The organism is Amycolatopsis sp. NPDC058340 (assembly GCF_042723975.1).
In the GTDB taxonomy this organism is placed as follows: domain Bacteria; phylum Actinomycetota; class Actinomycetes; order Mycobacteriales; family Pseudonocardiaceae; genus Amycolatopsis.
In genome coordinates, this window is sequence record NZ_JBHXIB010000013.1 from 76,066 (window position 1) to 89,286 (window position 13,221).

15 protein-coding genes are annotated in these 13,221 nt (G+C 68.2%); 4 read left to right on the plus strand and 11 right to left on the minus strand.

The features are described 5' to 3' along the window. Positions 1–14 precede the first annotated feature (14 nt). Positions 15–1,658, plus strand: coding sequence for a type VII secretion-associated serine protease mycosin (gene mycP, locus ACFWIW_RS17645; protein WP_378369418.1), 1,644 nt, complete (start codon positions 15–17; stop codon positions 1,656–1,658). A gap of 97 nt (positions 1,659–1,755) precedes the next feature. Here the strand turns inward: mycP and ACFWIW_RS17650 are convergent, their stop codons facing one another. The 3 genes from ACFWIW_RS17650 to eccB all read right to left on the minus strand — a co-directional run bounded on the left by ACFWIW_RS17650 (position 1,756) and on the right by eccB (position 4,906). After that, positions 1,756–2,904: a WXG100 family type VII secretion target gene (locus ACFWIW_RS17650; RefSeq protein ID WP_378369419.1), complete on the minus strand. Its 1,149-nt coding sequence runs from the start codon at positions 2,902–2,904 to the stop codon at positions 1,756–1,758. Between the two features lie 5 nt (positions 2,905–2,909). Continuing rightward, on the minus strand, positions 2,910–3,224 hold the full coding sequence (locus ACFWIW_RS17655; protein ID WP_378369420.1) for a hypothetical protein: 315 nt from the start codon (positions 3,222–3,224) through the stop codon (positions 2,910–2,912). A gap of 68 nt (positions 3,225–3,292) precedes the next feature. Then, positions 3,293–4,906 carry a type VII secretion protein EccB gene (gene eccB / locus ACFWIW_RS17660; protein WP_378369421.1) on the minus strand — a complete coding sequence of 538 codons (1,614 nt, stop codon included), beginning with the start codon at positions 4,904–4,906 and terminating at the stop codon, positions 3,293–3,295. 558 nt (positions 4,907–5,464) lie between these two features. On the opposite strand from eccB, the gene eccE reads away from it, so the two are divergent. From eccE to ACFWIW_RS17675, 3 genes are all read left to right on the plus strand, one after another. Next, entirely contained in the window at positions 5,465–6,646 is a 1,182-nt protein-coding gene (gene eccE / locus ACFWIW_RS17665; RefSeq protein ID WP_378369422.1) for a type VII secretion protein EccE, read from the plus strand. Beyond that, positions 6,643–7,365, plus strand: coding sequence for a hypothetical protein (locus ACFWIW_RS17670; RefSeq protein WP_125788830.1), 723 nt, complete (start codon positions 6,643–6,645; stop codon positions 7,363–7,365). The genes eccE and ACFWIW_RS17670 overlap by 4 nt, the downstream gene beginning before the upstream one ends. A gap of 241 nt (positions 7,366–7,606) precedes the next feature. Next, positions 7,607–8,566 (plus strand): endonuclease domain-containing protein, encoded by a 960-nt coding sequence (locus tag ACFWIW_RS17675; RefSeq protein ID WP_378369423.1) that lies wholly within the window; start codon positions 7,607–7,609, stop codon positions 8,564–8,566. On the opposite strand, the gene truA is transcribed toward ACFWIW_RS17675, so the two are convergent. The 8 genes from truA to rpmJ form a co-directional block, all read right to left on the minus strand. Continuing rightward, positions 8,536–9,369: a tRNA pseudouridine(38-40) synthase TruA gene (truA, locus tag ACFWIW_RS17680; protein ID WP_378369489.1), complete on the minus strand. Its 834-nt coding sequence runs from the start codon at positions 9,367–9,369 to the stop codon at positions 8,536–8,538. The genes ACFWIW_RS17675 and truA overlap by 31 nt on opposite strands. A gap of 73 nt (positions 9,370–9,442) precedes the next feature. Next, the gene (gene rplQ / locus ACFWIW_RS17685; protein WP_038519813.1) at positions 9,443–10,006 is read right to left on the minus strand and encodes a 50S ribosomal protein L17; all 564 of its coding nucleotides are present in this window, start codon (positions 10,004–10,006) and stop codon (positions 9,443–9,445) included. 74 nt (positions 10,007–10,080) lie between these two features. Next, on the minus strand, positions 10,081–11,154 hold the full coding sequence (locus ACFWIW_RS17690; protein ID WP_005166811.1) for a DNA-directed RNA polymerase subunit alpha: 1,074 nt from the start codon (positions 11,152–11,154) through the stop codon (positions 10,081–10,083). A gap of 127 nt (positions 11,155–11,281) precedes the next feature. Next, positions 11,282–11,887 carry a 30S ribosomal protein S4 gene (gene rpsD, locus ACFWIW_RS17695; RefSeq protein ID WP_007031054.1) on the minus strand — a complete coding sequence of 202 codons (606 nt, stop codon included), beginning with the start codon at positions 11,885–11,887 and terminating at the stop codon, positions 11,282–11,284. 23 nt (positions 11,888–11,910) lie between these two features. Next, on the minus strand, positions 11,911–12,318 hold the full coding sequence (rpsK, locus tag ACFWIW_RS17700; protein ID WP_004558885.1) for a 30S ribosomal protein S11: 408 nt from the start codon (positions 12,316–12,318) through the stop codon (positions 11,911–11,913). A gap of 18 nt (positions 12,319–12,336) precedes the next feature. After that, positions 12,337–12,522 (minus strand): hypothetical protein, encoded by a 186-nt coding sequence (locus ACFWIW_RS17705; RefSeq protein WP_005166807.1) that lies wholly within the window; start codon positions 12,520–12,522, stop codon positions 12,337–12,339. Then, on the minus strand, positions 12,519–12,899 hold the full coding sequence (rpsM, locus tag ACFWIW_RS17710) for a 30S ribosomal protein S13 (protein WP_005166805.1): 381 nt from the start codon (positions 12,897–12,899) through the stop codon (positions 12,519–12,521). The genes ACFWIW_RS17705 and rpsM overlap by 4 nt, the downstream gene beginning before the upstream one ends. 205 nt (positions 12,900–13,104) lie before the next feature. Then, entirely contained in the window at positions 13,105–13,218 is a 114-nt protein-coding gene (gene rpmJ, locus ACFWIW_RS17715; protein WP_004558882.1) for a 50S ribosomal protein L36, read from the minus strand. Positions 13,219–13,221 lie beyond the last annotated feature (3 nt).

Consider the following 13,221-nt stretch of genomic DNA (forward strand, 5'->3'; position numbering starts at 1 on the left):
CGGATGATGCTCTGATGGCCGTAGCGCGGAAGTCCAGGGGGACGCGCGTCCGCCACTTCGGCCTCGCCGGACGTACCGGAACGGTGCTGCTGGCGGCCGGTATCGGTGTTCTCTCGCCGGCGTCGGTGGCGCTTCCCGCGTGGGCGCAGCAAAGCAGCGTCGCGCCGGATGCCGGCGGCTACTACGCGACCCCGCCTCCGGTGGACAAGTCCAAGAAGCCGGTCGACGAGGGCAAGCCGGACAAGACCTACGAGAAGAAGACCGAGTGCGTCCAGCGCAGCAAGCTCGGCGGCGACCAGGTCGACATCAAGAACCGGCCTTGGGGCCAGGAGTATCTGCAGATCGAAAAGGTGCACCAGCTGATGCGCGGCGCCACCGGTTCGGTCGGCGCGAACGTCAAGGTCGCGGTGATCGACACCGGCGTCTCCGCGCACCCGTACTTCAAGAACCCCGTCGAATCGGGTGGCGACTACGTCGCGACTCCAGGCGGTGGCAAGGCACCGGGTCTCGAAGACTGCGATGGCCACGGCACCGAGGTGGCGGGGATCATCGCCGCGAACCCGCCCGACGCCAGCATCGGGTTCCGAGGGGTCGCGCCGGACGCCACGATCATGTCGATCCGCCAGTCCAGCCAGAACTACGAGGAAGCGGAGAAGAAGGAAGAGCCGCCGGCGCCGCCGGCTTCGTCCAACTCGGCTCCTCCTGCCTCATCGAACAATCCGGGCTCGCAGCTTCCGCCGTCCTCTGGGAACGGCGCTGTCGGCGGAACCGCGCCGGGCCAGGACAAGGGCGGACGTCAGCAAGGCCAAGGCAAGACCGCGGGCACGCTGAAGACGCTCGCGCAGGCCGTGGTCAGGGCTGTCGACAAGCGCGCCAACGTGATCAACATGTCGGTCGACAACTGCCGTCCGGCCACCGGTGGCATCACCGAAGGCGAGCAGCAACTGCAGGCGGCGGTGAACTACGCCGTCGACAACAACGTGGTCGTCGTCGCGGCGGCGGGCAACGCCGGCGACAAATGCCCGCAGAACGACCAGCCGGATCCCAAGGCGCCCAAAACGATCGTCACGCCGCCGTGGTTCGCCGAAGACGTGCTGTCGGTCGCGGCGATCGACGACACCGGCGGTGTGGCGGAGTTCAGTGTGCACGGGCCGTGGGTCAGCGTCGCCGCTCCGGGCACCAAGATCATTTCGCTGGACCCGGCGGAAGGGTCCAGCAGCCTCGCCAACCTGACCATCGAGGGCGGTAAGGACCCCGGTCCCATTCAAGGGACCAGTTTCGCCGCCCCGTATGTAGCCGGTGTGGCCGCTCTTGTGCGCGCGAAGTTCCCGGGGCTGAGCGCTCGTGACGTGATGACCCGGATCAAGGCGACGGCGCAGCACCCCGCGGCGCCCGGCGGACGGGACAACTTCGTCGGCTTCGGCGTCATCGACCCGATCGCCGCGCTGACCGCGATCGTGCCGTCGGAGGCGGACAAGGCCAAGCCGGTCCAGCTGCCCGCGAATCTGCCGCCCGCGAACGACCGTGACCCCGCCCCGATGATCGTCGCGCTCGCCGGCACCGGCGGGGGCCTGGTGGCGCTGCTCGTCACGCTGTTCGTAGTGCACTCGGTCCGCCGCAACCGGCCGACCGCCTCACCAGGCCGCAAAACCCCGTAGCACTTGCGTTTAGCGGGCTAAACGCGATCTGACCCGGACTCGCCACAGAGCCGCCCAGATCGCGTTTAGCCCGCTAAAGTCGCTCGGCCCTGGGGCCTTACTTGGCGGGCTTGGGTTTCGGAGCGGGCTTCGGCGGGGTCTCGTCCTCGCCGATCACGGGCGGGACGACCTGGCCGGGCTCACCGACCACATCGGACGGCTTCGAAGCGGGCCGCGTCTTGGACTGGTGAGCCGTCTGGCCGCCACCGCCCATGCCGCCCATCCCCATCATCGGCGCCATTCCCATCGGCATCATCGCCGAGCCGGCCCCGGCGACACCCGATCCATGCGCCGGAGCGGCCTGCACGGGCGCGACCTCCGGGATCGGCGCCTGCCCTTGCTCGATCAGCGGTTCCTGCGATCCGGTCTGCCTGCCTTCGGCCGCGGACGGCGACGTCGATTGGTCGTCGGACCCGGCACCGGAATCGGCCTCGACGGTGGCCTTCTCCTGGACCGGTGCACCCGGCGCCTCGGAATCGTCGTGGAGCTTGAATTCGTCCTGCGGGTACCGGTGAGTGATCTCGATACTCCGCGAGCCGGCGTCGGGATCGTCGACGCCGTCGCAAAACCGCACGAAGTCCTCGAGGACGTTGCGAGCGGCTTCGAAGAGCGCCTTGGCCGACTCCTGCGCCTCCTCCAGCTGGGTACGCGCCCGCCGCACGCCGCCGACCGGCAGCATCGCGGTCTCGGAGGTCAGTTCCGCCGTGTCGACGAGGACCTCGACGAGGTCGGTCAGGATGCGACGGATCGACAGCACCAGTTCGTCGAGCGAACTCGCCAACGTGGTCAGGGCGTCTTCGACGTCAGAGCCGGCGGCGTGGATGTCCACGATGTACGCGACGAACGCGTCGGCGTCCTTGCCGGACCACCCGGCGTCGAGGCGCCCGAGGTCCTCGGACAGCTCTTTCGAAACGTTTCCTGCGGTCTTCGCCGCTTTCCGGAGGAGATCCGCCTCGTTCTTCAAGTCCTCCCAGCGCCCCGCCAGCGGGGTCAGGTAGGTCTCGACCGGATCGATCAGCCCCAGGTGGCCGGACAGCTCCGAAACGAAGGCGAGATGCGGTGCCGCGGCCTCGACCAGCTCTTCTCCGCCCGAGCCCGTCGCGTTTAGCGGGCTAAACGCGCTCGGGGGCGGCTCGGGAGCGGACGGACGCGCGGCCGCCATCGGGTGCGGGATGGAATCCGTCGGGTTCTCCGATTCGGCGATCATGCGGTTCAGAGCTCCACGGCGCGCTTGATCATCTGCGCTGCCTCGTCGTCGTGCCCGGCATGCCGCGCGGTCACCGTGTGCAGGGCCTCGGACGCCGACCTCAGCGCGGCCGCGCCCTCCACCAGCTGACGTTGGATGGCCTCGGTCGCACGCCGATACGACGCACCGAGGCCCAATTCCTCCCCCAGCGTGCCGTGGGACTCGACGGTGACACCCTCACCGGTCACCTCCGCGGCCGCCAGGTCGAGCTCTCCGGCGGCCGCGTCCACCCGCTTCGCATAGTCACCGACGACGCTGCCGTCGATCTTCAGGCCGGCCACTGCACCCTCCACTCACCCGATACCGCTCGGGCGTTGAGACGCTCGCGCCGTCCGGCGGGTTCCCGTGATCAGTTACCCGCCGGCGCCTGCTGCGACTGCGTGGCGACCGAGCCTGCCCTGTCGTCGATCGGCACCGTGTCGAACGTCCGGAGCACGTCCTGCGTGTTCAGCGAAGCGCCGGTGGGCAGGATCCTTACGATGGCCTCCGGCGCCGGAACGCGCTTGTTGAGCCCGATCGAATCCGCCGTTACGGCGTCCGGGACGCCGTAACGGATCCCGCGATCGGAGATCAGCTGGATCGGCCCCTTGTCGAAGGTCTCCTTGCCGGTCGCCGACTGGACGACGGCCGCGAAACCGGGCTCCATGTAGAAGCTGTTGATCGGCGCGCCGACCGGACCGGGGGTGCCGATCTTGACGCCGGGCGCGGATCCGTCGGCGTTCCTGCCCTTCGGCAGCTTGTCGTCGACGAACACCGCCGTGTGCCCGTCCCGGCTGGCACCTTCACCCGTGATGGACCAGCTCAGGCAGGAGACCCGGGAACCCTGGGTCGCGTTGAGCACCGTCGGCACGGTCTGCGGGTAGGCGTCGAGCTCGACGACCTGGGAGACACGCGTGAGGTTACGGATCTTCCCCAGCGGCACGGACATGACCGAAGTGCTGCCGTCGTTCTTCCCGGTCTGCACGATGTCGGCGACCGCCGGCGAAATGGTCTGGATTCCTTCCTTCGTGATGAGGTAGAAGTCCTTCCGCCCTTCGGCTTGCTCCGTCGAGAAGACGTCGCCGACCTTCATGCCTTCGATCTCGTAGTTGGGGCTCTCGCCCTTGCCCGGGACCTCCGGGAGCTTCAGCTCCGGCACCTCGGGGATCGCGTCCAGCAGACCCTGCGAGATACCGCGAGGCTGATCGGACAGCTTCAGCGCGGAACGGACGGCGTTCGCGTCGGGCTTGATTTCGGCCTTGACTGCGTTCGCGTTCCGGGCGTTGGGGTCCGGCGTCTGCCGGTAGATCAGGTACTCGCGGCCGTTGGCGCCCTTGGCCAGCAACGCCTCGTTCTGACCGAGTTCACGGCTCCCGAGCTGCTTCACGCCCGCGTAGACGGTCGTCTCCGTCTTCGAGAGATCCGGCTGGGGCACCGTCGGGTCGTACATGACCTCGTCGCACACACCCCATTCCGGGGACACGCGCTGAGTGTCCGTCGGCATCAGCTGCGGGCCGTTGGGGATGCCCATGAGCTGGCCGCGGGGAATGTTCTTCAGCTGTTCATCGGAAACGACTGTGGGGTTCTTCACTTCGGAGGCCTGCGTTGGCCCGGAAGGCTTGCCGCCCGACTGCTGGGCCCCTTGTTTCGACTGCGCGATGATCAGCAGCCGCGCGGAGGCGAGGTTGAAGGTCGGAATCAGTTTCTTCGGGTTCCCGGCGACGACGTACACCGTTCCGGACTGTTCGCCGATGACGATGTTGCCCGCGTCCGGCACGGAGGGCTTCGGGCTCAGCAGGCCCCAGATGACGAAGACCAGGACGCCCAGCGCGGCCAGCACGACACCCACGATGGTGGCCCGCGTGTGCGTGCGCATCGGGTCGTGGAGCATGACGGCGTCGCGACGGACCAGCGCGGATTGCATCCGTCGCAGAACGAACTGATAAGCCTGAACTTGAGACTTAGTAGTCGGTGTTGATGGCATTCTCGACCTACAGTCCTCCCCGTCGCGGTACGGTTCCGCAGGATAGCCGTACGGGGACCGTCTGGTGTGGGGTTTCTACCAACTCCAGCTAGTGTCAAGTTCCTCGGGACCGGCTTTCCGGGTACGCAGCAAGCACGAGGGGAAGAGAAAGCGCGGATGTCCGTCACCACTCCTCCACGTCCGCCCGGCCCTCCGGGGTCTCAACCTCCTGGTCGTCCGCCGGGGCCGCCGCCAAGGCCCGGCAGACCGGGTGGTCCGGGCGGCCCGGCCGGAGGCCCGGGAGGTCCCGGTGTTCCTCGCGGTCCCGGGGGCCCAGGCGGCCCTGGAGGTCCTGGCGGACCGCAGGGTCCTGGCGGCCCCGGTGGTCCGGGAGGCCCCAAGGGACCCGGTGGCCCCGGCGGACCTGGTGGTCCGGGAGGCCCCGGCGGGCCTGGCGGCCCGGGCGGTCCTCCGTCCGGCGGCCCCGGCCCGCAGTCCGGTCCTCCGCCCGCTCCGGCGACGCGGATCGCCGCGCCCGCGCGACGCCGGACCGGCGGGATCAACCTCGGCCCGCTGCCGGTGGCGAACCTGGTCGTGCTCGAACTCGGGCTCGCGATCGGCCTCGTCCTGCTCGCGATCGACATGAAGCTGAAGTACGTCGCGATCGGCGTGCTCGTGTTCGCGCTCATCATCGCGTTCCTGCGCTGGGGCGGCCGTTGGTTCACCCAATGGGCTGGACTCACGATGCGGTACATGTTCCGTTCACACGATCGTGTGGCGAATCCGCTTCCGCCGAGCAGCATCGAGTCGCTCGCCGCCGAAGAGGACGCCGTCACCGGCCCGGACGACGCCCGCGTGAACCTGCTTCGCCTCGCCGTCCCCGATCTCGTCGTCGCGCACGGCGTGGATCACGAACGCCAGCAGGTCGGCATCGCGTGGAACGACGGGACGTGGACCGCCGTCCTGCTCGTCGAACCCGCGCCCGCGCTGATCACCCAGGCGGGTGGAGCGCCGAGCCTGCCGCTGTCCGCGCTCGCGCCGTGCCTCGAAGACCGCGGCGTGGTCCTCGACTCGATCCAGATGATCTGGCACTGCTACCCGGGCAGCGCCGCGCTTCCGTCGGACTCGCCCGCCCTCAGCTCCTACATGGAGGTGCTCGGCCCGCTTCCCGCGGCCGCGCGGCGTACGACATGGGTCGCCATCCGCCTCGATCCGCGCCGGTGCCCGGCCGCCATCCGCGAACGCGGCGGCGGCGTCGTCGGTGCGCACCGCGCGCTGATCGGCGCGCTCTCGCGGGTGCGCAACGCCCTGGAGTCACAGGGCGTGCCGACGCGGCCGCTCGACCCGGACGAGCTGCTGCGGTCCAGCATTTCGGCCGCGGAACTGACCGCGGTCGCCGGTTCGCAGGGGAAGGTCGGCCTGCAGGAACGCTGGACCGGCGTCACAGCGGCAGGAATCGGGCACGCGAGCTACGCGATCACCAGCTGGCCGAAGGGCAAGATCAGCGGCAGCCTGAACGCGTTGACCAGTGTCCGCGCGCTGTCGGCGACGGTGGCGATGTCGATCTCGCCGTCCGCGGACGAGGGCAAGATCGGTCTGCGCGGAATCGTTCGCCTGAGCGCGCGGAACCCGCGTGAACTGGACGCGGCCGACCAGCGGCTGCAGGGCGTCTCGGACCGGCTGGGTGTGACGCTGACGCCGCTGCGCGGCCTGCAGATCTCCGGGTTCTCCGCGACTTTGCCGATCGGAGGCACGGCATGAGCACCCGTATGCGCGACGCAGGCCAGAGCGCCGGTGTCGCCCCGGAATTCACCGTCGATCCGGCGATGCTCGACGCGATCAGCCCGTCGGGTGACCGCGGCGGGATCGTCCTCGGCTCCGGGCTCAAGGGTGAGCCGCTGACGATCTCCGCGCTGCGCTCGGCACCGACCCGGATCGTGCTGGTCGGTGGGCTCTACCTGGCTCGCCAGGTGGCGTTGCGGGCGATGGCGGTCGGGGCGTGGGTCGTCGTGGCGACCGGACGTCCGGCCGCGTGGCAGGTGCTCCCCCAGGCCGCGGGGAACCAACCGAACGGCAGGCCTTCGCCGCTGGTGCAGATCCGGCGGCTGTCGCCGGTGGACCTCCCGCGGCCGTCCGAGGACGCGCCGCTGCTGGTGGTGACCGACGGCGGTCCGACACCGCAGGACCTGTTCCCGCCGCGGTCGCCGTGGCAGACGACGGTCTACGTGCTGCCGTACCTGCACCCGCAGGCCGGGGCGACCGCGAACGCGGCCGACCTGGTGCTGATGCAGCGGCTCCCGCCGGGCCAGGCCGAACTCGCCGCCCGTATCTGGCGGCTCCCGCCCCAGATGATGAAGCAGCTCACGACGTTGAAGGACGACCAGGTCGTCGCCCTTGGCCGCAACCTGTGGCGTCCTCTTCGCCTGGTCACCACGGCGAAAGAACAGCAGATCCTTGGCCCTGTGCGCCGAGGCGACTAACCCGGCCCGCGTCGACTTTAGCGGGCTAATCGCGCTCTTCGGGGGCACTGTCCACATCGGACGGTGCCCCTTTCGCGTGCCGCCGCGTCGCGTTTAGCCCCCTAAACGCGATCCGAGACGCGGGGTTTGTCAGTCAAGGGGCAATGGCGCTACCTGTGGATAAGCCGGGTGTTGTGGATAAATCGCCCTGAAATGGCGGTGATGAACTCGGGTTGTCGGTCTTGTCGGCCACGGTGTCGATATGACCAAACCCTTCGATTCATCCCATCTCCCCGATGTCTTCCGCGGATCGGAAGCACGCAAGGCGGGCCTCATCACGGCCAGCCAGCTACGCGGTTCGAGCGTCCGGCGGCTGTTTCAGGACGTCTACACGCGCGCCGGCGTCGAGGTCACACACGAGCTGCGATGCCGAGGCGCCACACTGCTGGCACCTCCGGAAGCTGTCCTGACCGGGCGATCGGCCGCGACCGTTCACGGTGTCGAACTGGCCAAACCCAACGATCCCGTCGAGATGATCGTGCCGGAGAAGAATCGCTTCGGCCCGATCGTCGGCATCAAAGTCCGGCGGACAGAGGTCAAACCCGAAGAATCAAGACCCTGGAACGGCATTCGCATCGCGCGGAAACGCCGAATAGCACTGGACTTGCTCCTGCGGCTTTCTCCGCGCAAGTCTGGATGGGTGCGACGGCTCCGCATCGGCGTCCCGGATCTGGACCAGTACATGAGAGCCGAGAACCTGACCGATCTGCACCTCAACGGCGAGTTCTACGGTCGCCGCAATAGAGGAATTCGCTTGGCCAGGCATGCTTTACGCCTTTCCGATCCACGTGCGGAGTCGCCCCCGGAATCGGAGCTCCGCATCGTGCTGGCCGCCGGCGACATCACGGCGACGCCTCAGGTCGAGGTCACGTCCCGGACCGGCCGTTTCCTCGCTCGTCTCGACCTCGCGGACGAGAAGTTCCGGGTCGCCATCGAGTACGACGGCCGATGGCACAACACACCGAAGGAACAGGCCTATGACCGCAAACGTCGAAGACGCGTGGAGGCCGAGGGATGGCGATTCGTCGTCGTCACCGCGGAAGACCTGGCGAACGACTTCAAAGGCGTCGTCGAAGCCGTCTGGCAGGCCCGCCGCGGCGCGTTTAGCCCACTAAAGGCGCCGCGTCCGGGTCAAGAGGGGGTGCGCATGGCGCGCGTTTGATCGGCACGCGCGGCAAGTTCGGCGTCTGGTGGGTAGTCGACGGCCATCAACGTGAGGCCGTGCGCGGGAGCGACAGCACTGTCGCGCGTCCGGCTCTCCAAAACGTCACCCGGCCAGCCCAGCGGGCGTCGGCCGTCACCGACCAAGAGCAGTGCCCCCACCAGACTGCGCACCATGGAATGACAGAAGGCGTCGGCGGAGACCTCGACCTCGACCGCGTGCGGTCCGGTCCGTCGCCACACAAGCCGCTGCAGTTCGCGAATGGTCGTTCCGCCTTCACGCTGCTTGCAGAAGGCCGCGAAGTCCTGCAGCCCCAAGAGAGCCGCTGAAGCCTCGTTCATCGCGTCCACCGACAGCGGACGGCCCCAAGCCAGAGTGTCGTGACGCCGCAACGGATCCACGCCCCACGGCGCGTCCGAAACGCGGTAGAGGTAGTGACGTCGCACGGCCGAGAACCGCGCGTCGAACCCAGGTGCCGCCACTCGGGCATCCAGCACCCGCACGTCCCCCGGCAGGTACCGATTCCAGCGATGCCGCATCCGCCCCAGGTCAGGAATGCCCTGCTCGTCCAGTTCCAGGCGGCCGGATCGCGTTTTGCCCGCTAAAGGCGACACGTCGGCGTGGACCACCTGGCCGGCCGCGTGCACACCGGCATCGGTGCGGCCGGCGACGACGACGGACTTCGGGACCGAGGCTCCTGGAGGCTGCTTAGCGAGCGCCTCTTCGAGGACTCCCTGCACCGTGCGCCGCCCGGGCTGCCGCGCCCAGCCGGAGAAGTCGGTCCCGTCGTAGGAAACGTCCAGACGCAGACGAACGAGCCCGCCCTCCGCAGTGGGAGTGGCGGGCTCGTCCGGGGTGTTCGGTGCCGTCAGGACGTCAGTCCTTCTTGCTGTCCGCGTCCGCGGCGGGGGCCTCAGCGGCCTCGTCGGCGGCGGGCGCCTCGGTGGCCTCCGGAGCCTCGGTGGCGGCCGTGTCGGCAGCCTCAGTGGCCTCGGTGGTCTCCTCGGCGGCCGGGGCGGCAGCCTTCGGCTCGTCCTTGGCGAACTTCGTCTTGCGCGCGGCCTCGGCCTCGGCGGTGACGGTCTTCTCGGCCACCAGCTCGATGACGGCCATGGGGGCGTTGTCGCCCTTGCGCGCCATCGTCTTGGTGATCCGGGTGTAGCCACCCGGACGCTCCGCGAAGAACGGACCGATCTCGGCGATCAGCTTGTGCACGACATCCTTGTCGCGCACGATGCGCTGGATCTGACGACGGTTGTGCAGGTCGCCCCGCTTCGCCTTCGTGATCAGCTTCTCGGCCAGCGGGCGCACCCGCCGGGCCTTCGCCTCGGTCGTCGTGATCTTGCCGTGCTCGAACAGCTGGGTGGCCAGGTTGGCCAGGATCAGCCGTTCGTGCGCGGGCGACCCGCCGAGACGGGGTCCCTTTGTGGGGGTGGGCATCGGTTCTCCTCGTTCAGCTCACAGCTGAAGGCCGGCGCTCCCCCACCCGACCGGTGAGGGAGCCGTAGCTGGCCTTACAGCTGCTCCGTCTCTGCGTAGTCCTGGCCATCGTCGTGGCCGTTGTCCGAAATTCCGTCCGTGATGCTGTCGACGCCTTCGGACCAGCCTTCACCGTCGTAGCTGGCCGCGGCCGCGGTCGGGTCGAACCCGGGCGGGCTGTCCTTCAGCGCGAGGCCGAGACCGACGAGCTTGAGCTTGACCTCGTCGATCGACTTCGCACCGAAGTTGCGGATGTCCAGCAGGTCGGCCTCGCTGCGCGAGACCAGTTCGCCGACGGTGTGGATGCCCTCGCGCTTGAGGCAGTTGTACGACCGGACGGTGAGGTCCAGGTCCTCGATCGGCATCGCGTAGGCGGCGATGGTGTCCGCCTCCTGCGGCGACGGGCCGATCTCGATGCCTTCGGCGTCGACGTTCAGCTCGCGCGCGAGACCGAACAGCTCCACCAGCGTCTTACCGGCCGACGCGACAGCGTCCCGCGGCGTGATCGACGGCTTCGTCTCCACGTCCAGGATCAGCTTGTCGAAGTCGGTGCGCTGCTCGACACGGGTCGCCTCGACCTTGTAGGTCACCTTCAGCACCGGGGAGTAGATGGAGTCGACCGGGATCCGGCCGATCTCCGCGCCCGCCTGCTTGTTCTGCAGGGCCGGAACGTAACCGCGGCCGCGCTCGACGACGAGCTCGATCTCGAGCTTGCCCTTGCCGTTCAGCGACGCGATGTGCAGATCCGGGTTGTGCACGGTGACACCGGCCGGGGGCACGATGTCGGCGGCGGTGACCTCACCGGGGCCCTGCTTGCGCAGGTACATGGTGACCGGCTCGTCCTCTTCCGAGGAGACCACGAGCTCCTTGAGGTTCAGGATGATGTCGGTGACGTCTTCCTTCACCCCGGGAACGGTGGTGAACTCGTGCAGCACGCCGTCGATGCGGATGCTCGTCACGGCCGCGCCCGGAATGGACGACAGCAGCGTGCGCCGCAGCGAGTTGCCGAGCGTGTAGCCGAAGCCGGGCTCCAGCGGTTCGATGGTGAACCGGGAGCGGGTCTCGTTGACCGTCTCTTCGCCGAGAGCCGGTCGCTGGGAAATCAGCATCTTTCCTAATTCCTTTCCAAACGGCGCCCGCCATATGACACCGAAAGGGATGGCGAAGCGGCGGCGCACTCCGGGCGCCGCCGCCCGTGCCCACATCGGGCCGGGGAAACCCCGGCCCGATGGTGGATCACTTCGAGTAGAGCTCGACGATCAGCTGTTCCTGAACCGGAACATCGATCTGAGCGCGCTCCGGGAGCTGGTGGACCAGCACACGGAGGTTGGACGGAACGACCTGGAGCCACGCGGGAACGGGACGCTCGCCGAACGACTCCTTGGCCGCGACGAAGGGCAGCATCGCGAACGACTTCGGCCGCACGTCGATGATGTCCCACTTCGTGACCTGGTAGGACGGGACGTTGACCTTGACGCCGTTGACCAGGAAATGGCCGTGGCTCACCAGCTGACGCGCCTGACGGCGGGTGCGGGCGATGCCGGCGCGGTAGATCACGTTGTCCAGACGGGACTCGAGGATCTGCAGCAGGTTCTCACCGGTCTTACCCGGACGCCGGACGGCTTCCTTGTAGTACCGGACGAACTGACGCTCGAGAACGCCGTAGGTGTAGCGAGCCTTCTGCTTCTCCTGCGACTGCAGGAGGTACTCGGACTCCTTGATGCGCCCGCGGCCGTGCTGGCCCGGCGGGTAGGGGCGACGCTCGAAAGCCTGGTCGCCGCCGATGAGGTCAACCTTGAGGCGACGCGAAATACGCGTCGCGGGGCCGGTGTAACGAGCCATTTCTTCTTACTCCTCCCCGTTCCTCAGACCCGGCGCCGCTTGGGCGGGCGGCAGCCGTTGTGAGGCTGCGGGGTCACGTCCTGGATGGTGCCGACCTCGAGGCCGGCCGCCTGCAGCGAGCGGATCGCCGTCTCGCGACCCGAACCCGGGCCCTTCACGAAGACGTCGACCTTCTTCATGCCGTGCTCGGCAGCCTTGCGGGCGGCGTTCTCGGCGGCCATCTGCGCGGCGAACGGGGTGGACTTACGCGAGCCCTTGAAGCCCACGTGACCACTCGACGCCCACGCGATCACGGCACCGGTCGGGTCCGTGATCGAGACGATGGTGTTGTTGAAGGTGCTCTTGATGTGCGCGTGACCGTGCGCGACATTCTTCTTTTCCTTGCGGCGGACCTTCTTGGCCCCCGCCGCAGTACGAGACTTCGGTGGCATGTTCTGAGGGTTCTCCTGTTAGCGCGCGTTCTCTTGGTGAGCGGCGACCGCTTCGGCCTGTCCGCGCCGGATGATCGAACCGGCGTCGGTGTACAGGTTGCGGAGCGCCATCGGGCGGGCGTAGAGCGCCTTGGGCGAGACACAAGCCGAGCCGCGGCGGTGGACGCCGCCCATACGCACGACCTTCTTGCCCTGGACGCTCACTTCTTGCCAGCCTTCTTCTTGCCGGCGACCGTCTTCTTCGGACCCTTACGGGTGCGGGCGTTCGTCTTGGTGCGCTGACCACGGACGGGAAGTCCGCGACGCCAGCGAAGGCCCTCGTAGCACCCGATCTCGATCTTCCGACGGATGTCGGCGTTCACCTCACGGCGAAGGTCACCCTCGACCTTGAAGTTCTCCTCGATGTAGACCCGCAGCTTGGCGAGGTCGTCATCGCTCAGATCCTTGACGCGAGTGTCCGCGTTGAGCTCGGCAGCCGCGATGAGCTGCTTCGAGCGGGTACGGCCGATGCCGTAGATGTAGGTCAGCGCGATCTCCAACCGCTTTTCGCGGGGGAGGTCTACGCCAGCGAGTCGTGCCATTGGCGTTGATGCTCCTTCATAGAATTCATCTCCAGGTCTGCTCCCCGTCCGGTCCCGGGACCGACTCGCCTGTCGTGCCCTCTGCTTGCGCTTCGGGTGTCCCGGCCTCGGCCTGAAGTCCGAGGGTGAACCGGGCCGTTCGCACGGCCCGGCAGGTGCGGGGAGATTGTGTAGCCGTCAATCCACTCTGTACGAGTGCGAGTGATCAGCCCTGCCGCTGCTTGTGCCGCAGGTTCTCGCAGATCACCATGATCCGGCCGTGACGGCGGATCACCTTGCACTTGTCGCAGATCTTCTTGACGCTCGGCTGGACCTTCACGTC

What these genes read in the sequence shown, in the direction of transcription:
- rpsM (WP_005166805.1), bottom strand. Translation starts at nt 12,899, where the DNA reads ATGGCACGACTCGCTGGCGTAGACCTCCCCCGCGAAAAGCGGTTGGAG.
- ACFWIW_RS17690 (WP_005166811.1), bottom strand. Translation starts at nt 11,154, where the DNA reads ATGCTGATTTCCCAGCGACCGGCTCTCGGCGAAGAGACGGTCAACGAG.
- mycP (WP_378369418.1), top strand. Translation starts at nt 15, where the DNA reads ATGGCCGTAGCGCGGAAGTCCAGGGGGACGCGCGTCCGCCACTTCGGC.
- eccB (WP_378369421.1), bottom strand. Translation starts at nt 4,906, where the DNA reads ATGCCATCAACACCGACTACTAAGTCTCAAGTTCAGGCTTATCAGTTC.
- rpsD (WP_007031054.1), bottom strand. Translation starts at nt 11,887, where the DNA reads ATGGCTCGTTACACCGGCCCCGCGACGCGTATTTCGCGTCGCCTCAAG.
- ACFWIW_RS17650 (WP_378369419.1), bottom strand. Translation starts at nt 2,904, where the DNA reads ATGATCGCCGAATCGGAGAACCCGACGGATTCCATCCCGCACCCGATG.
- ACFWIW_RS17670 (WP_125788830.1), top strand. Translation starts at nt 6,643, where the DNA reads ATGAGCACCCGTATGCGCGACGCAGGCCAGAGCGCCGGTGTCGCCCCG.
- rplQ (WP_038519813.1), bottom strand. Translation starts at nt 10,006, where the DNA reads ATGCCCACCCCCACAAAGGGACCCCGTCTCGGCGGGTCGCCCGCGCAC.
- ACFWIW_RS17675 (WP_378369423.1), top strand. Translation starts at nt 7,607, where the DNA reads ATGACCAAACCCTTCGATTCATCCCATCTCCCCGATGTCTTCCGCGGA.
- rpsK (WP_004558885.1), bottom strand. Translation starts at nt 12,318, where the DNA reads ATGCCACCGAAGTCTCGTACTGCGGCGGGGGCCAAGAAGGTCCGCCGC.